This window comes from Bifidobacterium sp. H6bp9 (assembly GCF_032193695.1).
GTDB lineage: Bacteria > Actinomycetota > Actinomycetes > Actinomycetales > Bifidobacteriaceae > Bombiscardovia > Bombiscardovia kimbladii.
The window spans coordinates 59,589-81,577 of record NZ_JASTZY010000007.1 but is presented as its reverse complement, the minus strand read 5'-3'; the positions used below and the strand labels follow the sequence as shown (position 1 = coordinate 81,577).

At 63.7% G+C, this 21,989-nt stretch carries 17 protein-coding genes; 5 read left to right on the top strand and 12 right to left on the bottom strand.

Annotated elements, in window-relative coordinates:
• The 3 genes from QRX40_RS08160 to QRX40_RS08150 all read right to left on the bottom strand — a co-directional run.
• The coding region (locus QRX40_RS08160) for an InlB B-repeat-containing protein (RefSeq protein WP_313837583.1) at positions 1-2,568 on the bottom strand (2,568 nt) is incomplete at its 3' end.
• Positions 2,569-2,761: 193 nt separating this feature from the next.
• Positions 2,762-2,908 (bottom strand): hypothetical protein, encoded by a 147-nt coding sequence (locus QRX40_RS08155; protein WP_313837581.1) that lies wholly within the window; start codon positions 2,906-2,908, stop codon positions 2,762-2,764.
• Positions 2,909-3,191: 283 nt separating this feature from the next.
• Complete coding sequence (locus tag QRX40_RS08150) at positions 3,192-5,951, bottom strand: phosphoenolpyruvate carboxylase (RefSeq protein ID WP_313837579.1); 2,760 nt, start codon at positions 5,949-5,951, stop codon at positions 3,192-3,194.
• A gap of 192 nt (positions 5,952-6,143) precedes the next feature.
• On the opposite strand from QRX40_RS08150, the gene QRX40_RS08145 reads away from it, so the two are divergent.
• Positions 6,144-7,970, top strand: coding sequence for a threonine/serine exporter ThrE family protein (locus QRX40_RS08145; protein WP_396184560.1), 1,827 nt, complete (start codon positions 6,144-6,146; stop codon positions 7,968-7,970).
• On the opposite strand, the gene trpS is transcribed toward QRX40_RS08145, so the two are convergent.
• Positions 7,967-9,052 (bottom strand): tryptophan--tRNA ligase, encoded by a 1,086-nt coding sequence (gene trpS, locus QRX40_RS08140; protein WP_313837578.1) that lies wholly within the window; start codon positions 9,050-9,052, stop codon positions 7,967-7,969. The genes QRX40_RS08145 and trpS overlap by 4 nt on opposite strands.
• Positions 9,053-9,205: 153 nt before the next feature.
• On the opposite strand from trpS, the gene QRX40_RS08135 reads away from it, so the two are divergent.
• Positions 9,206-9,589 carry a DUF3073 domain-containing protein gene (locus QRX40_RS08135; RefSeq protein WP_313837577.1) on the top strand — a complete coding sequence of 128 codons (384 nt, stop codon included), beginning with the start codon at positions 9,206-9,208 and terminating at the stop codon, positions 9,587-9,589.
• A 6-nt stretch (positions 9,590-9,595) separates the two neighbouring features.
• Here the strand turns inward: QRX40_RS08135 and QRX40_RS08130 are convergent, their stop codons facing one another.
• Together QRX40_RS08130 and QRX40_RS08125 are read right to left on the bottom strand one after the other, a co-directional pair.
• Positions 9,596-10,015, bottom strand: a complete 420-nt coding sequence (locus QRX40_RS08130; RefSeq protein ID WP_313837576.1) for a sterol carrier family protein — start codon at positions 10,013-10,015, stop codon at positions 9,596-9,598.
• Positions 10,016-10,148: 133 nt separating this feature from the next.
• Positions 10,149-10,379: a hypothetical protein gene (locus tag QRX40_RS08125; RefSeq protein ID WP_015021110.1), complete on the bottom strand. Its 231-nt coding sequence runs from the start codon at positions 10,377-10,379 to the stop codon at positions 10,149-10,151.
• Between the two features lie 154 nt (positions 10,380-10,533).
• Here QRX40_RS08125 and QRX40_RS08120 point away from each other — a divergent pair, with 154 nt between their 5' ends.
• Positions 10,534-11,295 (top strand): rhomboid family intramembrane serine protease, encoded by a 762-nt coding sequence (locus tag QRX40_RS08120; RefSeq protein ID WP_232342027.1) that lies wholly within the window; start codon positions 10,534-10,536, stop codon positions 11,293-11,295.
• 402 nt (positions 11,296-11,697) lie between these two features.
• Here QRX40_RS08120 and crgA read toward each other — a convergent pair whose 3' ends face one another.
• Complete coding sequence (gene crgA, locus QRX40_RS08115; protein ID WP_024627538.1) at positions 11,698-12,117, bottom strand: cell division protein CrgA; 420 nt, start codon at positions 12,115-12,117, stop codon at positions 11,698-11,700.
• Positions 12,118-12,207: 90 nt separating this feature from the next.
• On the opposite strand from crgA, the gene QRX40_RS08110 reads away from it, so the two are divergent.
• On the top strand, positions 12,208-12,960 hold the full coding sequence (locus QRX40_RS08110; protein WP_024627539.1) for a DUF881 domain-containing protein: 753 nt from the start codon (positions 12,208-12,210) through the stop codon (positions 12,958-12,960).
• The gene (locus tag QRX40_RS08105; protein ID WP_313837573.1) at positions 12,961-14,088 is read left to right on the top strand and encodes a class E sortase; all 1,128 of its coding nucleotides are present in this window, start codon (positions 12,961-12,963) and stop codon (positions 14,086-14,088) included.
• Between the two features lie 249 nt (positions 14,089-14,337).
• Here QRX40_RS08105 and pknB read toward each other — a convergent pair whose 3' ends face one another.
• From pknB to QRX40_RS08080, 5 genes are read right to left on the bottom strand one after another with little or no spacing between them, the layout of a single operon-like run.
• Entirely contained in the window at positions 14,338-16,500 is a 2,163-nt protein-coding gene (gene pknB / locus QRX40_RS08100) for a Stk1 family PASTA domain-containing Ser/Thr kinase (protein WP_313837572.1), read from the bottom strand.
• Positions 16,497-17,489: a serine/threonine-protein kinase gene (locus QRX40_RS08095; RefSeq protein WP_024627542.1), complete on the bottom strand. Its 993-nt coding sequence runs from the start codon at positions 17,487-17,489 to the stop codon at positions 16,497-16,499. Before QRX40_RS08095 ends, pknB begins: the two co-directional genes overlap by 4 nt.
• Positions 17,486-18,949, bottom strand: a complete 1,464-nt coding sequence (locus QRX40_RS08090) for a penicillin-binding protein 2 (protein WP_313837569.1) — start codon at positions 18,947-18,949, stop codon at positions 17,486-17,488. The genes QRX40_RS08095 and QRX40_RS08090 overlap by 4 nt, the downstream gene beginning before the upstream one ends.
• On the bottom strand, positions 18,946-20,436 hold the full coding sequence (locus tag QRX40_RS08085) for an FtsW/RodA/SpoVE family cell cycle protein (protein ID WP_313837567.1): 1,491 nt from the start codon (positions 20,434-20,436) through the stop codon (positions 18,946-18,948). Before QRX40_RS08085 ends, QRX40_RS08090 begins: the two co-directional genes overlap by 4 nt.
• Entirely contained in the window at positions 20,433-21,983 is a 1,551-nt protein-coding gene (locus QRX40_RS08080) for a BofC C-terminal domain-containing protein (RefSeq protein ID WP_313837565.1), read from the bottom strand. Before QRX40_RS08080 ends, QRX40_RS08085 begins: the two co-directional genes overlap by 4 nt.
• Positions 21,984-21,989 lie beyond the last annotated feature (6 nt).

The window sequence follows — 21,989 nt, the reverse complement described above, 5'->3', positions numbered from 1 at the left end:
GACTTGTACGGCTTGCAGTCCTTTGCTCGTGTCAGTGGGGTTGGCGGGGTCGCGCACGCGCACAGGAACCAATGAATTGCTGGTGGTGTTGTTGCCGAGCTGGCCATAGCCGTTGTATCCCCAGGCGTATGCGTATCCGTCGCTGCCTACGGCCAGCGAATGAGCGTATCCGGCGCTGACCTGTACGTAGGTGAAATCTGCGGGCTTGCCTTCAGGCTTCTTCACCATGGCCGGCGTATTCCGGCTGAAGCTGGTCCCGTCGCCGAGCTGGCCATCGCCGTTCTTTCCCCAGGCGTAGGTGTTCCCGTCGCTGCCCACGGCCAGCGAATAACCGTATCCGGCGCTGACCTGTACGGCTTGCAGTCCTTTGTTCGTGTCAGTGGGGTTGGCGGGGTCGCGCACGCGCACAGGAACAGTCGAATGCACATAGGAACCGCTGGTGTTGTTGCCGAGCTGTCCATTGCTGTTGCTTCCCCAGGCGTACGCGTATCCGTCGCTGCCTATGGCCAGCGAATAAGTGTATCCGGCGCTGACCTGTACGTAGGTGAAATCCGCAGGCGCGTCTGCCGGCTTCTTCACCATGGCCGGCGTAAGACTAGTAGCGTACGACTGGTTGTTGCCGAGCTGTCCACTGCTGTTGCTTCCCCAGGAGTATGCGTTCCCGTCGCTGCCCAGGGCCAGTGAATGGTCGGTTCCGGCGCTGACCTGTACGTAGGTGAAATCCGCAGGCGCGCCTGCAGGCTTCCCCACCATGACCGGCGTGGTCCGCATGGTTTGCGTCCCGTCGCCGAGCTGGCCATTGCCGTTGGATCCCCAGGCGTAGGCGTTGCCGTCGCTTCCCACTGCCAAGGAAGAATCGCCGTTTGTTGATGCGCTGATCTGGTTGAATCTGATGCCGCGGCTGGCGTTGTCGGGCGGGGTGATGGTGGCGGGTTCCCTGCCCAGCTGGCTGCCCTTATCGGGGCTGATGCTCCACTTGGTGTTCCGGCTTGCCGGCGACCAGTGGGCGGTCAGGGTCAGGTCCTTGGTGACGGGCCTGCTGAAATCGTAGGCGACCTGGTTGATGAACCATCCGTCGAACAGGAAGCCTTGGCGCGACGGATCGGGGGAGGGCCTCTTCACCCTGCTGTTCGGGGTGGTGAAACTCTGGTCTGCTGGTTCGGGTTCCCCCCCGCCCGTGTCGAAGTGGACTGTGAGCGTGGACCTTGGTTCGGCGGCTCGTGTCAGTGGCTGGTCGACTGTGTAGGTGAGGCTTCTGGTGAAGGGTTGGCCGTCCTGCCTGCCGGTGATGGTGATGGCGGCTGGTCCCGGCTTGCGGGCGGGCATGTCCGCCTGCCATGAGCCGTTGTTCTTGCTGAGTTTCAATGCTTGGCTGTCCAGGCTGGCTGATTCCAGGGTGGGCGCTGTGGTGGTGTCGAGTCTGGCCGGTTTGCCGGGCTGGCCCTGCCCGTCCAAGCTCCACGTGAACACATCACCCTGCCTGCTGATGGCGGTGATCCTGCTGCCGGCAGCGGTGGCCTGCGTGTAGGCCTGTCCCTTGTTGTCTGCGCGCTCGGGTGTATCTCCGAGCTTCCAGATCCAGAGGCAGCCATCCTTGTCGGTAATCATGGCCTGGTCCTTGTTGCTGGCGATACTGCTGGCTTTTATGCCTTCCGGAAGCCCAGCGGCTATGATGCCGGCCTTGCCGTCATCCATGTAATAGGCCTGCCCGTCCGCTTCCAAGAGGAGGAACCCTTGGTTGAGAGCTTGGACTTGGATGATATGCATGTCCGGGTCATGACTGATGCGCGTGGTCTTGGCTTTTCCTGTGCTGGCTGTGTCCCAAGTCCAGGCTTGCCCGTCTGTGTCCAGGACGAGGGTACGGTTGCTGGAGCCGACGGCGGTGACGGCCTGTGTTTTCCCGGGCAGCCTGATCGTTGCTTGTTCGGGGGGCTTCGGGTTCAGTTTCTGGCTGCCTGTCAGGCTGGCTTGGAAGGCGTGGATCCGACCTTGCTGGTCCACTGCTAGAAGCCGATCATCGTTCATGCTGATGCTAGTGAATTTAGTGTTCTGGCCGGTGTCGAGAATGCTGGGCGCGGGCTGTTGGCTGGTCCAGGTGTATATCTGCTGGTCGGGTCCGAGCGCGGCCTGCCAACGGCTGCCGGCTGCCGTCTGCAGGTAGTGGAACCCTTCGGGAGCCTGGACGGGGAAGGGCACCTGTTTGGGTGTGCCGTTTTGCATCGATGTGTAGATGCGGCCGTCGCCGGTCAGGCTCACAATCTGGTCTCCTCCGGCTTGGACACTGACGTAGTAAGGTTCCTGCCTGTCGGGCGGGCTGATGGTCAGGACGGTTCCGGAGGCGGGCCCGTGGTCCGGGCTCAGCGTCCAGTCCGTGGTCTCCGACCAGTGTGCTTTCAGGGTCGTGTCCTGGAGGATAGGCATCTGGAAGTCGAAGGGCTGGCCGTCATATGTCCATCCGTCGAAGCGGAAGCCTTGACGTTGCGGGTTCTGTTGCAGGGGAGTGGCGAGGGTGCCGGTTTTCACGGTTGACTGAGTGGTCTTGCTGCCGTCGTCGGGGTCGAAGCACACTGTATGCGAAGCCTTATCATCTGTCTTTTCGGCTGATTTAACCGGAGCGGAGTCTGTACTGCCGGTTGTTCCCGTCGTCGATGACGGGGTGTCCGGACTTGCTGTTGGGTTTAATGGTGTGGTGGCTTGTATCGGTGAGGGAGACGGCAGTGGTGTGCTGGTTGCGTTGCTGGAGGAAATGCCGGGGGTTTCGTCAGCTACGCGAGGGGTCTGACGACCCCCCCCCCCCGGTGAGTATGGGAGCGTCCGCCTGGGCGGATGCGACGCCCAGTCCTGCCAGCAGGCTTAGCAGGACGGTCGTCATCGCCATGATGCGACGCAGACGGGAAATCAGATGCATGAAACCAAAACCCCTTCACCAAACACCAAGCGGAATCAACACCGCATGCCTATTCAAAATTCTACCTGTCGGAAAGCTGCCCATTGCTCAATATCAGTCCGTGCAACAGATTGCACGAGCTGGAACAAAAGCCAGTCGTTTTCTCGACATCCCCCGCTTTTCACCCTACCACCCAGTCAGAAAACAACACACGACCACATCAAAGGCACTTGAATACGGCGAGGCCCCGCCTCCTGCTATCTGCAAGAGAACGGGGTCTCATCCTTAAACCGTCAAGCGAGGATCAGCCGGTGTTCTGCAGGCCGGCGGCGACTCCCGAAACGGTGCAGAGGATCAGGTAGATGAAGTCGGCCTGTTGGCTCTTGCTGAGCTCCTCCTTGTCGTTGCGACGACGCAGGGCCCGCAGGGCGCGCACCTGAGTCACCGACAGGGCGTCCACATATGGAGAGCGGATCCGGATGGCCTGGCCCAGCACGTGGCGGTGCTGCAGGGGCCACTCGTCGCCCACGATCTGCAGAACCCACTTGCGGGTCAGCTCCATCTCCGAGAGGACCTTCTGGCTCAGGTCATCCCGGTCGCCCAGGGAGAGGTACATCTTGGCGATGCGCTCGTCGGTCTTGGCCAGGCTCATCTCGATGTTGTCGATGAAGGTGCTGAAGAGCGGCCATTCCTCGTAGGCCTGACGCAGGGTCTCCAGGTCGCCGAACTTCTCGCAGGCGGTGCCCAGGCCGTACCAGGCGGCCAGGTTGATGCGGGCCTGCGCCCAGGAGAAGACCCAGGGTATGGTCCGCAGATCGTCCAGGGACTTGGCGCCCAGGCCGCGCTTGGCGGGCCGGGAGCCGATGGGCAGCAGGCCGATCTCGTTCAGGGGCGTCACGATGGAGAACCAGGGGGCGAAGTCCGGCGTGTGCAGCAGGTCCAGGAAGCGCTCGTGGGCGGCCTGGTCCAGCTTGTCGGCCATGTCCGCGTACTTCTCGGTCATGGTGGTGTTGCGCTCCTCCACGCTGGGCGCGGACTGGAGCAGGGTGGCCGCAGCCACGGACTCGATGTGGCGGATGGCCAGGACCGGGTTGCCGTAGCGGGCGAAGATGACCTCGCCCTGTTCGGTCAGCTTGAACCGGCAGTTGACCGAGCCCACAGGCTGGGCCAGCACAGCACGGTTGGCAGGGCCGCCGCCACGGCCTACGGCGCCGCCGCGTCCGTGGAAGAGGGTCAGGTCGATGCCATGGCTCTCGGCCCACTTGGCGATGCGCTCCTGGGCGGAGTGCAGGGCCAGGGTCGCCGAGACGGGTCCGGCATCCTTGGAGGAGTCGGAGTAGCCCAGCATGACCTCCATCTTGTTGCCGGTCTCCTTGAGCCGGGCCTGGACCTCGGGGATCTTGATGATCTCCTCCAGCACGTCCACCGAGTTCTGCAGGTCCTCCAGCTGTTCGAACAGGGGGATCACGTCGATGACCGGCACGTCCTCGGCATGCTCGAAGGCCAGGCGGTTGAGCTCGTAGACGTCCTTGACGTTCTGCGCCGACTTGGTGAAGGAGATGATGTAGCGGCGGGCGGCCTTCTGGCCGTTGCGCTTCTGGATGGCTCCCAGGGCCCGGAAGGTGTCGAGCACCTCGTGGGTCATGGGCTGCAGCTCGCCGCGCTCGCCGTGCAGGCCGTGCTCGCGGATGTCCTCCAGGGCGCGGGCGTGGACCAGGGAGTGCTGGCGGAACTCCATCTCGACCATGTGGAAGCCGAAGGTCTGGGCCTGCCAGATCAGATCCTGCAGGGGTCCGTAGGCCTGACGGGCCGCGCCCGCCTTGGCCAGGGAGTCCTGGACCACGCGCAGGTCGGCGATGAAGTCGTCGCAGTCGGCATACATGAGGTCGGCGTCACGCTGGATGGTGGCCTGCAGGCGGTCGGCGATGACCAGGACCACGGCCCGGTGCAGCTCGTTGTGCGAGATGGTGGTGGCCCGGTCGGTCAGGCGTTCGCTCATCTCCTTCTGGTGGCTCCACAGGCTCCTCAGCTCGGGGCTGGGGGGCGTGGTGGTCACCTCCATGGTCATGTTGCGGCCCACGGTGGTGGTGGCCTTGACCAGCGCCTTGAGCATGTGGTCGGAGAACTTGCGGGCCACCTTGCGCGAGACCTTGGCGGTCACATTGGGGTTGCCGTCGCGGTCGGAGCCGATCCAGCTGCCCGGGTGGAAGAAGGCGGGGCAGACGGGCTTGACCATGCCGGCCTTCTTGCCCAGCATCCAGTCGTCGAAGCGGCGGTAGACCTTGGGAATGGTCTCGAAGAGCGTGGCGTCGAAGATGTCCAGAATGGTGTTGGCTTCCTCGACGGGCGTCGGCTTCTTGGCTGCGATGGGCGAGGTGCGGAAGAGGGCGTCGATCTCGTTGTGCAGCAGACGCTCGTTCTCCTCCAGCTCGGAGCCGCCCAGACCGCGGCGGACGGCCAGCAGGTTGGCGATGCGCCGGATCTTGCCCTCCACGGCCTTGCGCCTCGCCTCGGTGGGGTGGGCGGTGAAGACGGGGTGGAACTCCAGCTTCTCCAGCAGCTCCGAGGCCTTGGCCGGGCCCATCTCCTGAAGCAGCTGGCTGTAGGCGCTGGTCATCTCGTTGATGGGGTCGGTGCCCTTGACTTTGAGGTCCACCTTGCCCTCGCGCTCATGCAGGACCTTCACCCGGTAGTTCTCCTCGCAGAGGTTGGCCAGGTGGAAGTAGGTGGTCAGGGCGCGGGCCAGCAGCTGGGAATCCTTGACTGAGGTGTCGTCGATCAGGGCCACGGCCTTGGACAGGCCGTCCTCGTCGGGCACGGGGTCCGAGGGGTGGCGGTTGAAGTGCTCGGCGCTGGCCGTCATCACGTCCTCGCGCAGGGAGTCGAAGCGCTTGAGCAGCTGTTGATCGAATTCCCCCAACGCATCCCTGAGCAGCCGCAGGCACAAGGCCATGTCCTCATCCAACGATTGAGGCAGCCTGCGTTCCTCCGGCCCCTTGGTCCCGGTGCCGGATGTGACCAGGGTCGCATCGGCAGCCGTGATTTGCTGATTACTGTCTGTCATCAGTCCTCCTTGTCGAATCGCAGGTTGCCCGGTCTTCGACCATTCCACGGCTCCTCCGCGGTTATTGGTGGTCGGCGTTGCAGGCCCACAGCCTTCGGTTCGATGGCTCGCGGCCCATTCTAGGACGCTTTAGGGTCGAATACGTTTCATGGTCCCGTGCGGCGGTGCAAGGGCACGTGACCCGGGTGGAGTATGAATGTGGGTGTGAAATTCAAGAGCAGGAGTTCCAAGGACGGCTATCGCGGCAGGACCGCAGCCGAGGTCAGACGGGTCAGCAAGTACCACACCCACTCCATTCCGCTGGACATGGAGGACATTGAACGCGATTACGACAAACCCATCGTCGAGGCCTGCATCGCGGCCAAGACCAGCCTGATTGTGCGGGTGGGCATGCTGGAGCTGGGGGCCGGCACGGGAAGCTTCCGTGTGCGCGAGATGATGCACAGGATTGCCTACCCCATGGGCGTGCATGTGCGGGCCGACGTGAACCTGACCGACATCGAGGCCACCTGCACGGATGGCGTGTCTCGGATCACCGAGGTGGTGGACCTGCCCACCACCGGGGTCAACACCGAGCGGATCTGGCTGCTGGAGCACTTCGCGGACTGGCTCAGCGTCAAGTGCGGGCAGGCGGGGACCTACCACGCCATGACGGTGGTCTCCCGGGAGCTGGTGGACAACCTGGACGAGCCGAACGTCTATGCGGCGGCCCGCAAGGCGGTCAAGGAGGTGCTGGCCCAGGACCAGGATGCGGCCAAGGCGCTCAAGGATGCGGTGGCCACCGCCGTACACAACGAGGACGAGATCAGCCAGAACCGGATCGATGCGGCGGCCATAGACACCAGAACGGCCGCCGGACTGGGCACCGTAGGCTCCACGCCTCGGCCGGAGGATTCCAAGGATTCGGATTCGAGCGCCGCCGGTTCTGCAGCCACTGGACCGTCTGCAACCAGCCAAGGCCGCGGCTCTGAGGCTGGGCGGCCTGCCTCCTCTGACAAGTCCGCGTCCCCGGAGCCGCAGGCAACGGGTGGCATCACGGTCCGGCAGGCACATGAACGCCTGGACCTGATCGAGCGACGCAAGCCCCTCTACTCGCCCCTTTTCTCAGGCTTCGCCTCGGCCGTGGCCTGCGCAGCCTTCGTCTTCCTGCTGGGCGGCGGCCCCTACGACATGGCCGGAGCCTTCGTCGGCGCTGGCATAGGCCAGTGGGTGCGCCGTCAGATGCTGGGCAGGCGGATCAACCAGTTCTTCGCCACCGGGGTGGCGGTCATCATCGCCGCCCTGGCTTGTGTCGGCACGCTGAGGCTGGTGGGCATCTTCGACCCGGTGGCCCTCAGGCACGACACGGCTTACATCGGCGCCATCCTCTTCGTCATTCCAGGCTTCCCCCTGGTCACCGGCGGCCTGGACATCGCCAAGCTGGACTTCCCCTCGGGGGTGCAGCGCATCACCTACGCCTTCTCGATCATCCTGGTGGCCACGCTGGGCGGATGGGCCGTGGCGCGGATGGTCATGCTCAACCCCCAGGGCTTTGAACCCATGAACCTGAGCCCCTGGCTGATGGCCGGCCTGCGCTTGATTGCGGCCTTCTGCGGGGTCTGGGGCTTCTCGGTCCTCTTCAATTCACCCCAGCGCATGGCCCTGGTGGCTGCCGTCATCGGCGCTCTGACCGACACGATGCGCCTGGAGATGCAGGACCTGCTTCATGTCCCTCCGGAGATGGCCGCCTTTCTGGGCGCCTTCCTGGCCGGCATGCTGGCCACGGTCTGGCGCTCCTCGGTCCGTCACGGCCTGCTGCCGCCCCACCTGGGCTACCCACGAATCAGCCTGACCGTGCCCTCAATCGTCATCATGGTGCCTGGCCTGTATATGTACCGGGCCATGTTCTACCTGGGGCAGTTCAATACGCTCAACGCCCTGGACTGGGCCTTCCGGGCCTTCATGGTCATCATCTGCCTGCCCATCGGCCTGGTCACGGCCCGGGTGCTGACCGACCGCTCCTGGCGGTACGACGTCTAGTAGCGCATGCCCATGGCCGAGCGGACCTGATCAAGGGTCTCCTCGGCTATCTGGTTGGCACGCTTGTTGCCCTCGACCAGGATGTCGCGCACGGCGTCCATGTCCTTGGCCAGCTCGGCCCGGCGTTCGCGGTGGGGCGCCAGGAACTCGTTGACCGACTTGGTCACGTAGGCCTTGAGGGCGCCCGAGCCGGCATCGCCGATCTCCTCAGCGATGTCCTCGGGCTTCCGGTCGGTCACCAGGCCGGCCGTGGTCAGCAGGGCCGAGACCTGGGGGCGGTTCACAGGGTCGAAGGTGATTCTGCGCTCGGAGTCGGTGGGCGACTTGCGGATCAGCTTGGCCGTCTCCTCGGCGGTGGCGCCCAGCATGATGGAGTTGCCGTAGGACTTGCTCATCTTGCGGCCGTCCAGACCCGGAATCTCAGGGGTGTCGGACAGGATGGCGTCAGGCTCCGGGAAGACCGGGGCCTGGCCGGGGTAACGCTCGTCGAAGCGGCGGGCGATGGTCCGGGTCAGCTCCACATGCGGCAGGTTGTCCTTGCCGATGGGCACGACGTTGGCCTTGCAGAAGAGTATGTCGCAGGCCTGGTGGACCGGGTAGGTCAGCAGCAGGCCGGTCAGGGCGTGGCCGCTGGCCTCCATCTCGGCCTTGACGGTGGGGTTGCGGTGAAGCTCGGCCTCGGTCACCAGGGAGAGGAAGGGCAGCAGCAGCTGGTTCTCCGCAGGGGTGGACGAGTGGGTGAAGATCATGGTCTTCTTGGGGTCGATGCCCGCAGCCAGATAGTCCAGCACCAGGTTGAGCACGTTGTCGCGGATGTGCTCGGTGGTGTCCCGGTCGGTGATGACCTGGTAGTCGGCGATGACGATGTTGGTGTGCACGCCGCGATTCTGCATCTGGACGCGCTCGCGGATGGAGCCGAAGTAATGGCCCAGGTGGAGCCTGCCGGTCGGGCGGTCGCCGGTCAGCATGGTGTAGCGGCTCGGATTCTTGTCCAGCTCGGCCAGCACCTGGTCGGACCGATGCTTGGCGGCTCTGAAGCTGTCGCTGATTTCGTTGCCTGCCGCTGTGACTTCTCCCTGCATGGTCCCACCCTTGCCGTCGTGCCGAATGTCGTTCTGGGAATTGCTTTTATGGTAAAAGTCCGAGCCGACAAGATGCTCAGGTGGTACTCTCATAAATGATGCAAATTCACATTCAAGTTGCCTAAGTGCACGTTACCTGGCGAAGGGGGTCGGATGGGCCGCGGACGTCAGAAGGCTAAGCAGACGAAAATAGCCCGGAAGCTCAAATATCTGACAACGGACACGGATTACGACGAGCTGGCCAAAGAGCTCAGCAGCAAGGAACCCGGAACCAGGGGCAAGGATCCCTTCAAAATGGTTGAAGAGGAGTACTCCAAACCGGATTGGCGCAAATCGGGGGGCCAGGACCCCGAGGATTCCACGGACGATGATCTGGACGATTACGCCCGGTGGGCCGCCGAGGCTGCTGCCAAGGCCACCTCTGGCGAGATGCCGGCCACGCCCAAGCCCCACAAGCGCATACCCATTCCCGTGCCAAGCGCGCTCAAACACCACAAGGACAAGAAGACCGCAGCCAAGGGGTCCGCGAGCAAGTAGCCGGCCTCATACCAGCGGCAGCAGCTCGTGCAGATCGTCTCGCTCGCCCACGGCGCTGATATGCCCGGCTGCGGCTTCTTCGCTCCAGCTGGTGACGCCGGCGGCCAGCCGCAGCCAGACATCCGGGTCCAGTTCGATGACGTCGGGCGGGGTCAGGTTATGCGGGTCGGATGCCGGCCCGTCCAGAATCTTGACGGCCCCCCAAGGCGCCACCCTGACCTCTACGCCGGGGCCGGGGGCCTTGATCTCCAGCATGTGCAGGGAATAGCGGACTGCCATGGCCTTGCTGCGCCTGTCTGTTTGCGGGGCCACTGTCAGCCGGTCGCCCTCCGGGCCCAGATTATTCGCGGCATCCTTGGCCGCATCGCGCCAGGCCAGAAAATCCCGGCGGCCTTCTTCCATGTCTGCTTCCCGTATGGCACTCATGGCTCCATTGTGACGCGCCGCCCCAACAGGCGTGTCCAGCAGGCTGCAGTCAGGCCGAATTCAGGCATGAAAAAAGGAACCCGTTGCCCTCACGTCTTTGACGCTGGGTCGGATTCCTTCCCGACCGGAACGGTCAGGCCTGTGCGCCCGCTTGCAGAGGGGTCTCGGGATCCTCGGATCCCTTGTCCTCCTCATCCTTGGCCAGGCCCAGGTCGACTGGCGATGAGCTGTTCTCCCACGGCTCCTCCCAGGGATCGTAATCCGGGTTCTGCTGCTTGTATACGAACAGAGCGACAACGCCGGCCAGCAGCGTGCCGAAGAGCAGTGCAAAGAACTTCCAGCCGTTTGAAGATGAATTCTCCATGTTTGGCTCCTTTCGACGACTTTCGTCGGTCCTGCCCACTTCGACCGACCTAGTCAACATCCTAGTAGAAAGCGGCGAACTGTGGGGCGCATCGGTGCCATTGCGGCACGGAAACCGCACACCCCGGGCCGGATGGTCAGGTAAGGTAAGGTTCATGGTCAATGGCATGGGCACCGGTTTCGCAGGCGGAGGGAACGGTCGGGGGCCGCTGGGCTGGATCCGGCGGCACTGGGGTGACCATGCTCCGGTGGTGACCATAGCCATCACCCTGATCTGCATAGTGGCCTGGGTCATCCAGATGGCCCTGTACCTGCTGGCTCCGCTTCGCTACCAGCGGCTTTTGCTGGGCTACTGGGCCTTCGTGCCGATTACGGCCATTCATGAGCCCTGGATGTTCGTGACCAACATATTTCTGCACGCCACCAATGTCTCGCACATCCTCTTCAACATGATCACCCTCTGGGTTGTGGGGCCGGTGCTGGAAAATCTGATAGGGCATGGGCGTTTTCTGGCCCTCTATCTGATCAGCGGGCTGGGCGGAGACCTGGGGCTGATGGTCTATGCGGTCCTGGCGCCCAATGGATGGGGCACGTCGGCCATCGGGGCCTCGGGCGCGCTCTTCGGGCTCTTCGCCGCCATCCTGGTGGTCTACCGCCGTCTGGGGATCGACATCGTTTCCATGGTGGTCTGGATGGCCATCAACTTCTGCATGCCCCTGTTTGTGCCCGGCATCGCCTGGCAGGACCATGTGGGCGGATTCATAGTCGGCGGCCTCTTCATGCTGGCCCTGCTGCACATGGGCCGGCCTGGCTCGCGGGTGCATGGCCTGCTCTCCTGGCTGCTGCCCACGCTGATCTTCCTGGCGGCCCTGGTCCTGTTGGCTCTGGGCTGCAACATGGCCAACCCCATGCGTTGAAAATCAGCATCTGACTGCCGACTATGTCGTCTCCGCTTTGGGTCTCGTTATCGGTAAATGACATGGATGTCATCTATCCACATTTGTTGACAATCGTGTGGATAACCTGGGAATAAGTATCCAGAACTGGTGCATATATACCGGCAAAAAGTGGATAAGTGAAGGAAGAACCCAATCAGCAGAAGGGTTGTGGACGAGTGTATCAGACCGTCCACGAAGAATTCGGGCGATTGTGGATAACTTTGGCTCCAGTCTGGAGACAGTGGATGAAACAGGTGGAGCTGGGGGCTTGAATCCACACATGCCTGACGCTCAGGTGTGGATGGGTATAGGCGGGTACACAAAGAACCCCACAGCCGTGTCTGGACGGTTGCGGGGTTCCTGAAGAACACTGTGGCTGGATCAGTGCCACCACATGGTCATGAGGAAGCCGACCAGCAGAATGCCGAAGCCCACGGCCAGGTTCCAGTTGCCGATGCCGGGGATGGGGAAGACATTGCCCCGAGTGGAGGCGATGTAGTAGACCACGATCCAGATCAGGCCCACCACCATCAGCGTGACGAAGAGAGGCACGAACCAACGTGGATTGGCCTTGGTGCTCTTGATGGTGTCCTCCACGCGGCGGGTGTTCTCCTCCTGACGCTGCACGATGCGGCGCATCTGCGGGGTCATGTGCTTTTTGTCAACGTTCTGGTTGAGCACAGCCTCCACCTTGTCCATGGACAGGCCGTACTCCTCGTCCTCGGCGTCCTCGCCAGTGTCAGCGGTCTTGGCCTCGTCCACCGCCTGGTCCTCGTCATCATGGAGTTGATGCTCTGCCATGAGGTTATTCTCCTTCAGTAGATCTACTAAGCCATAGTAGCGGTTAGACTCGAACGTAATACTATCGCAGACGAGGATGAGGGTATGCCTATGACCAGACGGACGGGACGGCACGGTGCGCACAGGTCCCTGGTCGGCACAGTGTCCGTGGCTGTGGTGCTGGCCCTGGTCGGGTACATGCTGACCACCAACATCCGTGTCAACAGGACGGTCACGGTCACCTCGGACACGGCCGGGCTGGTGGAGGAGCGCCAGAACAAGGCTGCTGAGCTGCGCAAGGACATCAATGACATGAGCTCGCAGATCAACGCGCTGAAGACCCTTACCGACGACAAGGGCAGCTCGGACCAGTCCCGCGAGGACCCTGGCTCGGGCACGGTGCTCAAGGCCGTCCAGGGGCCGGGGCTGACGGTGACCCTCAACGATTCCCCGCTCTGGCAGCAGAAGGTGGGGTCGGACGGGTCGACGGCCAACATCAATGATTACGTCATCCACCAGCAGGATGTGGAGAGCGTGGTCAATGCGCTCTGGGCCGGGGGAGCCGAGTCCATGCGGATCCAGGATCAGCGGGTGCTGCCCACCACGGCCGTGCGATGCGTGGGCAATGTGCTGCTGCTGCACGGCCGAAAGTACTCGCCGCCATATAAGATTTCAGCCATAGGACCAGTCGACCGGATGACCAAGTCCCTGAATGCTTCGCCATCCATCCGCATTTACAAGGAGTACGTGAATACGGTAGGTCTGGGATGGAATGTCGAATCTTCGGACAATCTGAAATTCCCTGAGACGACGGCTGTCCTGCAGCCACTCCAGTACGCATCGCTAGATGAGAAGGCACGGTAAATGACGACAGAGGACTCGGAGAACGACAGGACGTCGGTCGATAAACCGGCGGATAAACCGGCGGATAAGCGGCGAACTTGGCTGGTGGGCATTGCGGAAATCGTAGGGGAGCTGCTGATTACCCTGGCCGTCATTTGCGCCCTCTATGTGGTCTGGCAGCTCTGGTGGACCGGCGTGCAGTCCGAGCATCAGCAGTTGCAGGCCCGGGCCTCGACCTCCTGGAGCAACCCGGGATCGGGCGACTCCCGCAAGGTGGCCAAGCCTCAGAAAGGGGCGCCGCCGGTACAGCCCAAGCAGGCCGCTGAGGGTGAACTGATGGCCCAGGCCTACATTCCTCGGTTTGGACAGCATTGGGAGCGCAATGTGGTTCAGGGCACGTCGCCCCGGGAGCTGGCCTACGCAGGACTGGGGCACTACCCCAATACGCAGATGCCGGGCGAGATGGGCAACGTGGCCATAGCCGGACACCGCGCTGGCTATGGTGAGCCGCTGGGCCATGTGGACGAGTTGCGAGTGGGCGATGCCATCGTCCTGCGCACCAAGGATTACTGGTACGTCTACCACTACACCCGGTACAAGATCGTCTCGCCTGAAGAGGTGAGCGTCATCGCCCCCAACCCTTATTCGCCCAGTGACGCTCCTGATCGGCGCATGATCACGCTGACCACCTGCGAGCCCAAATACACCACGGCCACCCATCGGTGGATCAGCTGGGGCGAATTCGGCTACTGGGCCAAGGTGTCCGACGGCGTGCCCAAGGAACTGCTGGGCGACCGTGGCAGCAATGTGGCCTTTGCAGACGACAAGGGCTCGGTCATGGCCAGGCTGGGTTCTCTGCAGCCGGTCTTCCTGGTTTTGGCAGCAGCCTATCTGATCATCTACCTGGCGGCACTGGCTGCCTGGCGTTACCCCCTGCTGCGGCAGATTCGCAAGGGCGAGAAGTCCCAGCCCATGATCAGCCTCTACGGCTGGCTGTTGCGGCACCAGTCCGGCATAGCCCCGATTCGATGGCTTCTGCTGATTCTGCTTCTGCTGGCGCTGGTCTGTGCCTTGATGGAGTGGGGCTTCCCATGGCTGGCCAGCAACGTGCCCATGCTCAGACAGATGTCCAACTATTCCACCTTCTGACCTAGGCGGCATAGGAAACGGCATAGGAAGAGCGGCGGGGCCGCAGGATCCAAGGTGATCCTGCGGCCCCGCCGCTTATTGATGCCATATCTTGCCGACTGCCGGAAGTGATTGCCCTAGTTTATCTAAGACACCACGGTGGCCATGGTCTGGAAGGCGCCGCTATATTCACCCGTACACATGCTGCCTGGCCTTATATGACCCAACTAAATGGCCCGGCGGCAAGACTGTGACCGCCGGGCCATAAGGTCAGTTGGTGGAGCTGATGGTGGTCACCGTGATGGGGGTGTTGTCGTCCACCCTGCTGCCTGCTCCGGGGCTTACTGCGGTCACCTTGTCTGTGTCTTTGCCGATGGAGGTGACCCTATCGGCGCTGACACCGCTGTTGGTCAGTTTCTGCCGGTAGCTACCCAAGGTCTCACCCTGGGAGAAGGGCGGAATGCGGATGGCCGTGGTCAGGGTGATGGTGTCCTTGGACTTGTCGAAGGAGGCGCCTGAGGTGGGATCCTGGCCGGTGACTTCAGCGTTGTCGTTGTTGGGGCCATTGACCTTGATATTGACCCCCTGGCCCAGCGTGCGCTTGGCCTCGCCCAGAGTCATACCGACGTAGTTGCCCAGCTGCATGCCGTTGCTGACGGTGACCGTGATCATGGCTCCCTGCTGGATGGATGACCCAGCGGCCGGATCGGTGTTTATGACCATATTCTTGGCCACGGTGTTGGAAGCCTGCTCCCGGATAGTGATGTTGAAGTGCAGACCCTGCAGGATCTTGGTCGCGTCGTCCTTGCTCTTGCCAGACAGATCAGGCACCTTTGTCATGCCTGAGGAGATGTAGATCAGGATGCTGGTTCCCTTGGCCACACTCTGGCCTGCGGCGGGATCCGTGCGGGTCACATGGTCCTTGGGCACGTCCTGGCTATCCTCCACCGAGGCGGCGGGGGAGACCTTGAATCCGGCCTTCTCCAGTGTTCTGCGGGCCTCCTGCTGGGTCTTGCCCTTGACGTCGGGGATGGCAGTGTCCTTGGGTCCGGAGGAGAACCAGACGGTCACTGTGGAACCCCTGGGAGCCATGCTTCCGCCTTTGGGGCTCTGCTTGGTGAAGGTCCCCTTGGGCTCGGCTGAGTCGTGGTCCTCCTTCTCCTGGTAGTGGAAGCCTGCTGCGGTCACCTTCTCGCGGGCAAGGATCCGTGACATCTGTGCGTTGATGGTGGGCACCTCGGCCATCTGATGATGGTTCCGGTTCACGACCGTCCAGAGTCCCAGTCCGGCAGCCACCAGAAGCAGGGCTCCCAGGACGGCGCCGATGATGATCTTCTTGCGACGTTTGGCCTTCTGCTGGGCCGTCTTGGTGGCCGTGCGATCAGCTGTGGCGACATCGGTGGCAGCAGCCGGGTTGAATGGATCCTGGACGGGATTGAAGGCCTGGGTGGCGGCCGTCTCCTCTTCGGTCAGCGGCATGGTGGCCGTTTCGGTCCCCTGCTCGGCATCCTTGCGGGCCTTGACGTTGGCCAGGTCGGTCAGCGGGTTGAAGGCGGCAGCCACCGGGGTTCCGCCGTTCATGAAGGCCAGGATGTCGCTCTTGAAGGCGGAGGCCGTGGCATACCGGTTCTGCCGGTCCTTGGCCATGGCCTTGGCGCAGATGGAATCCCACATCTTCGGCAGGCCGGGCACGATGCTGCTGGGCGGAGTGGCCACCTCGGTGACGTGCTGGTAGGCGATGGCCACGGCCGAATCCCCGTTGAAGGGCGGCCGTCCGGTCAGCATCTCGTAGAGGACGCAGCCGGCCGAGTAAAGGTCGGAGCGCATGTCCACGCTCTCGCCGCGGGCCTGCTCGGGGCTCAGATACTGGGCCGTGCCCACCACGCCCTGGGACTGGGTCATGGTGGCGGCAGAGTCGTCCATGGCCCGGGCGATGCCGAAGTCCATGACCTTGACGATGCCCTGCTCCGAGATCATGATGTTGCCGGGCTTGATGTCCCGGTGGATGACCCCCATGTGGTGGGAGTAGTCCAGGGCGCTCAGCATGCCCAGCATGACCTGCTCGCTGTCGCGCTGGCTCAGAGCGCCGTTCTCCTTGAGGATGGACCGCAGGGTCTGGCCCTTGACATACTCCATGACCAGGTAGGGCACCCGCTCATGGTTGCCCTGGTCGTCGGTCAGTATCTCCTCGCCCGAGTCGTAGATGGAGACGATGTTGGGGTTGTTGAGCAGGGCGACCGAGTGGGCCTCCCGCCGGAACCGCGAGAGGAAGACTTCGTCGTTGGCCAGATCGGACCGCATGATCTTGACCGCGACGGTCCTTCCCAAACGTGTGTCCACAGCCTTGTGGACCTCGGCCATGCCACCGCGTCCGATCAGCTGTCCCAGACGGTATCGTCCGTCCGCTAGGGACGGCGGCAGTGTGATGCTCATAGGGTATCCCCTCCGTTCGTCGCTTCAAGGCCGCGCTGTGCGCTTCCTTCTCCATAGTGCCCCCAGAAGGGCCTGAAGATGTCTTTTACCGCGTGCGGCCTGCTCATAATGCGTCGAGGCATGGGTGCGCGTGGATTGATGACCTCCGTCTCGCCCACCTGCTGATCCAGCAGTCGCTGCTCGATCCTGGCCAGTGTGTGCGAGACCACCAGTGCATTCGCCGGGCGGTCCCGCGGGTCCTTGGCCAGCATGGACATGACGAAGTTCATGAGTTGGTTGTCCACCGAGTCGGGCAACGGCGGCACAGGGTCGTTGACGTGTGCTGCGGCGATGTCCACCGGGGTGGCGCCGGTGAAGGGCCGGTGCCCGCAGAGCCCCTCGTAGGCCACCACGCCCAGGGAATAAATGTCTGACTGGGGCGTGGCCTGGAGGCCCTGGGCCTGCTCGGGCGAGATGTACTGGGCCGTGCCCACCACCATGCCGTCCTGGGTGATCTGCCCCTGGTTGGTGGAATAGGAGACCCCGAAGTCGGTGATCTTGACCTCGCCGGTGTCGGAGACCATGATGTTGGCCGGCTTGACGTCCCGGTGGATGACCCCGTGGGAGTGGGCCACGTAGAGCCCCCGGGCCGTCTGGATCAGGATGGGCAGCAGCTCGATGGGGTCCAGGGCGCCCCGGTCCCGATAAATGTCGGCCAGGGATTGGCTGGGCACGTATTCCATGATCAGGAACCCGATGCCGTCGTGTTCGTAGTACTCGAAGAGGGCGGCGATGTTGGGGTGGGCCAGGTTGGCGGAATTGTGCGCCTCGGCCCGCAGCCGCAGCAGCTTGGACTCCTCGTTGGTCAGGTCCTCGCGCAGGGCCTTGATGGCCACCACGCGGCCCAGTTCGATGTCGTAGCCCTTCCAGACCTCGCCCATGCCCCCTTGGGCCAGACGGCGGTCCAGACGGTACCGTCGATGGATGAGCTGTCCCTGTACCAGTTTCACTTGGCAGCCTCCTGCATGACGCGTTTCATGATCGGCCCGGCGATCTCCATGCCATAGGAGGAGATGCCATGCACCACGACGGCAACAGCCACCTTGGGGTTATCGGCCGGGGCGAATCCTACCATCCACCCGTCATTTGCCGCATTGCCCGCGCCGATCTGGGCCGTGCCGGACTTGGCCGCCACCTGCATGCCGGGGATGGCCAGCTCCGGGTAGCTCTTGGTGGTCACCGCATCCATCATGGTGGTCAGGGCCTTGGCGGTATCTGATGAGAATGCCTGTGAGTAGACCGAGGGCGTGGTTTCGCTGATGACGCTCAGATCGCTGGAGCGCACCCGGTCAACCAGGGTCGGCTGCATGAGCTTGCCGCCGTTGGCCACGGCGGCGACCGTCATGGCCGCCTGCATGGGGGTGGACAGGGTGTCCCCCTGGCCGATGGAGGCCAGTGCGAGCCGGTCCTGGGACTGGTCCTCGGGGAACTTGGAGGCCACAGCCTTCATGGGCCGGCCCGTGGAGTTGGTCCCGTCCAAGGTGATGGTGGAGCCGTAGCCGAACTTGCGGGCCTGCTCGGCCAGCGTCTTGCCGCCCAGGCTGACACCCAGCTGGGCGAAGGCGGTGTTGGAGGAGTAGGCCAGGGCGTTCTCCATGCTGATCCTGCCGTTGACCCCGTTGCCCGTGGCTGTGGCGTTGGTCAGGTTGTAGTTGGTGCCGGGCAGGGTGTATGAGGCTCCTGCCGGCAGCTGGCTGTCGGGGTGGTACTGGCCGGACTCCAGGGCGGCGGCGGCCACGACCACCTTGAAGGTGGATCCGGGCGGATACAGCTGCGAGGTGGCCCGGTTGAGCATGGGGTTGTCGGAGCGGGAGGCCAGCTTCTGGTAGGCCTGGGAGGCATCGCCGCTGTCGTGGGCGGTCAGGTCGCCGGGGTTGTAGCTGGGTGTGCTGACCATGGTCAGGATGCGGCCGGTGGAGGGCTCGATGGCCACCACCGATCCGGACAGGTTGCCCAGCATGGTATAGGCCGCCTCCTGCATGCCGGGATTGATGGAGGTCTCGATGGAGGCGCCCTTGTTCTGGGTGCCGGTGAAGAGGGACTTGAGCCGGTCCATCCACAGGCTGTCCGACTGGCCGCTCAGCAGGCGGTCGCGCGAGGCCTCGATTCCCCGATCGGCCGGGCTGGTGATGGAGTAGTAGCCGGTGATGGGCGAGTAGACGCCCCCCTTGTTGTAGTGCCGCTGGTACTGGAAGGAGTCGTTGATGGGGTCGGACTGGGCAATGACGGCGCCGTCCGAGGTCAGGATGGCTCCCCTGGGTGCCGCATATTCGTGGTAGAGGGCGCGCAGATTTCGCGGATCCGAGTTCAGGCTTCCTGCCCGGATCACCATGATGATGGAGCTGGAAAGCCCCAGGATGACGAAGAGGACGATGACGGCGTTGAAGAGTTGACGCAGGGCCTTGTTCACTGTCCACCTCCTCGCACCTGGCGGGCGGGAATGCGTCCGGTGGCTGGCAGGTCGGTCTCCTCGTCCTGGTTCGAGTCGTTTTGGTCCGAGTCGTCCTGTCCGCTGCGCTTGCTGGTCTCCTGCTGGCGCAGGACGGCCAGGGCCTCGTACTTGAAGGTGTCTGAGCTGACCTCGGGCGCCGGCTTGTTGGCCGCGTTGGAGATGATGATCAGCAGGACGGCCAGGATGCAGTTGGCTACCAGGCTGGAGCCGCCCGCCGCCATGTAGGGCATGGTCAGGCCGGTCAGGGGGATCACCAGGGTGATGCCGCCCACCACGGTGAAGACCTGGAAGGCCATGGTGAAGACCAGGCCGGAGGCCAGGAGCTTGCCGAAGCCGTCCTTGATCTTCATGGCCGTGATCATGCCCGAGGCCACGATGACCAGGTAGAGGGCCAGGACCACCAGCAGGCCGCTCAGCCCCAGCTCCTCGCCCACCGAGGTGTAGATGAAGTCGGAGTTGGCCAGGGGGGTGATCCAGGGGCGTCCCTGGCCCAGGCCGGTGCCGGTCAGCCCGCCGGCGGCCAGGCCGAAGATGCCGCGCACCAGCTGTCCGGACCCGCCGAAGGCCTTGCTGAACTCAGCGTCGCTGAAGGGGTGCAGCCAGGCGTCCACGCGGGCGCCCACATGGGCGAAGATCATGGAGGCGGCCACGGCCCCGATGATGAAGAAGACCGAGCCGATGGCGATCCAGCTGGTGCGGCCGGTGGCCACATAGAGCATGGAGACGAACATGGCGAAGTACATCAGCGAGGTGCCCAGGTCATGCTGGATGACCAGGACGGCCAGCGAAATAAGCCAGACGATGATGATGGGGCCCAGATCCTTGATTCGGGGCATCCGCATGCCTAGCACCTTCTTGCCGCCCACGGCCAGCTGGTCTCGGTGGTCGAACAGGTAGGCGGCGAAGAAGAAGGCCAGGAAGAGCTTGGCGAATTCGCCGGGCTGCAGGGTGTGCGACCCTATGCCGATCCAGATGCGGGCGCCACCGATCTCGCGGCCGATGCCGGGAAGCATGGGCGACAGGAGCAGGACCAGGCCCACCACCATGCTCACATAGGAGAAGCGTCGCAACAGCCTGTAGTCCCTGAGCAGCACTACCAGCAACCCGCACAGGACCAGGGCCAGACACAGCCAGATCAGCTGGGTGAAGCCCACTCGTGTGGGTTGGCCGATCCGGGCGTTGCGCAGATCTATGCGGGTGATCAGGGTGATGCCCAGCGAGCTCAGGATGACGATGCTGGGCAGGATGGCCTGGCTGCCATAAGGCTGGAAAATCTCCAAGAGGACCCAAAGGGCGATGAAGAGGGCGGCGGTGACTGCCAGCAGGGCGGCGTAGTCTCCAGGGAAGCGGCCCGCGGAACGGGCGAACATCTGGAAGAAGCCGATGAACCCTACCAGCAGGGAGAAAAGCAGAAGGCCTATGCGGCGCAGACGGATGGCGATCATGACGAGTGCCGCCCGTCCTGGCTGGTTTTCGACGGCGAGGACGAGGCTGACGGGGAAGCCGCCGTCTTGGCGCGCTCGCGCTTGAGGTCGCCGGCCTCCTTGCGGATCAGGCTGGCGTGCTCCTGGGCGTCGTCCATGCTGGAGACGGTGATGCCCTCTTCCAGCTGGTCACGCCAGGACTGGGGCAGCCCCTTGACGGCGATGTCCGTGGTCTGCACCGGGTGGGACAGCGAGAGGGTGAAGGCCTTGGTGGGCACACCCTGGTAGATGACCACACGGCCCTGATCCGTGCCCAGGTAGTACTGCTCCTGGCTCCAGCGATAGGCGGCACCTGTGCCTCCGGCCAGGGCAAGGATTACCAGGGTGATGATGCCGGCCAGGATCAGTCGAATTCTCCGGTGCCGGGAGCGCTGGCGCTTGCGCTGCTCCAGGTGCTCCTTGTGGATGGCGTCAGCCACGTCGGGGTCGTAGGGGTCAGCTGAGGCCGAGCCGTCCTTCTTGCGGACGACGGGGATCTCGCTGGTGTCGGGCACATGCCGTTCGCCGCTCTCCTCGCGGGCCGCCGAGGGCTGGGCAGTGCGGCCACCTTCGTCCTCGTCCTCCTGCTTGGCGGTATCCCGGTCCTGAGTCAGATCGGCGGCACGCTTGGCAGGGGACTCCCGGGACTGGTCGCGCAGGCGCGGTGCAGCCGCTACGGGCTCATCCAGGATGTCAGCCAGGGCCTCCAGGTTGGAGCTGGCTGCGCCGCCGACCAGAGGGGTCTGATGGGGCAGGTCAAAGGCATCGGCGTCCAAGGCCAGCGTGGCATCGGCGATGACCACGGTCACGTTGTCGGTGCTGCCGGCCTTCAGGGCGAAGGTGACCAGCTGCTGGGCGCACTCCGCCTGGTCCGAGACCGTGGACAGCACCTCGGCGATGGTCGAGTCCTCCAGAACACCGCAGAGGCCGTCCGAGCAGATCATCCAGCGGTCTGCGGGCATGGCCTTGGTGATGGAGATATCCGGACGGGGGTCGATGTCGAAATCCCCCAGGACCCGCATGACCACGTTGCGCTGAGGGTGGTTGCGGGCTTCGGCCGGGGAGATGCGGCCGGTGTCGATCAGGTGCTGCACGTAGGAGTGGTCCTGGGTCATCCGGATCAGCTTGCCATCGCGCAGGAGGTAGCCCCGGGAGTCCCCGATATGGGCCAGCACCCAGGAGTCGTCGGCCAGAGCCAGGGCCGTGACCGTGGTGCCCATGCCTGACAGCCGGTGTTCGCGCTTGGCCTTGCCCACGATGGCGTCATGGGCCGCGATGACCGAGGTCTCCATCATCCGAGCCAGGGACTGCACGTCCTGCTCACGGTCGTCGCGTTCGATGTGGGCCAAGGATCGGATGGCTATGGTCGAGGCCGTATCTCCGCCTGCGTGGCCGCCCATGCCGTCGCACATGGCCACCAGGCGCTCGCCGGCGAAGGCAGAATCCTGGTTGTTGCTGCGCACGTACCCCACGTCTGAAACCGCCGTGGAGTAGAGGAACAGCTTTTGGCTCGCATCGTTCCTGGTCATGGGCGG

Bases quoted from the DNA above. Each gene is read 5' to 3' on its own strand.
- QRX40_RS08150 (WP_313837579.1), bottom strand. From the start codon at position 5,951: ATGACAGACAGTAATCAGCAAATCACGGCTGCCGATGCGACCCTGGTC.
- QRX40_RS08130 (WP_313837576.1), bottom strand. From the start codon at position 10,015: ATGAGTGCCATACGGGAAGCAGACATGGAAGAAGGCCGCCGGGATTTT.
- pknB (WP_313837572.1), bottom strand. From the start codon at position 16,500: ATGAGCATCACACTGCCGCCGTCCCTAGCGGACGGACGATACCGTCTG.
- QRX40_RS08155 (WP_313837581.1), bottom strand. From the start codon at position 2,908: ATGCATCTGATTTCCCGTCTGCGTCGCATCATGGCGATGACGACCGTC.
- QRX40_RS08085 (WP_313837567.1), bottom strand. From the start codon at position 20,436: ATGATCGCCATCCGTCTGCGCCGCATAGGCCTTCTGCTTTTCTCCCTG.
- crgA (WP_024627538.1), bottom strand. From the start codon at position 12,117: ATGGCAGAGCATCAACTCCATGATGACGAGGACCAGGCGGTGGACGAG.
- QRX40_RS08105 (WP_313837573.1), top strand. From the start codon at position 12,961: ATGACGACAGAGGACTCGGAGAACGACAGGACGTCGGTCGATAAACCG.
- QRX40_RS08145 (WP_396184560.1), top strand. From the start codon at position 6,144: ATGAATGTGGGTGTGAAATTCAAGAGCAGGAGTTCCAAGGACGGCTAT.
- QRX40_RS08135 (WP_313837577.1), top strand. From the start codon at position 9,206: ATGGGCCGCGGACGTCAGAAGGCTAAGCAGACGAAAATAGCCCGGAAG.
- QRX40_RS08120 (WP_232342027.1), top strand. From the start codon at position 10,534: ATGGTCAATGGCATGGGCACCGGTTTCGCAGGCGGAGGGAACGGTCGG.
- QRX40_RS08080 (WP_313837565.1), bottom strand. From the start codon at position 21,983: ATGACCAGGAACGATGCGAGCCAAAAGCTGTTCCTCTACTCCACGGCG.
- QRX40_RS08125 (WP_015021110.1), bottom strand. From the start codon at position 10,379: ATGGAGAATTCATCTTCAAACGGCTGGAAGTTCTTTGCACTGCTCTTC.
- QRX40_RS08110 (WP_024627539.1), top strand. From the start codon at position 12,208: ATGACCAGACGGACGGGACGGCACGGTGCGCACAGGTCCCTGGTCGGC.
- trpS (WP_313837578.1), bottom strand. From the start codon at position 9,052: ATGCAGGGAGAAGTCACAGCGGCAGGCAACGAAATCAGCGACAGCTTC.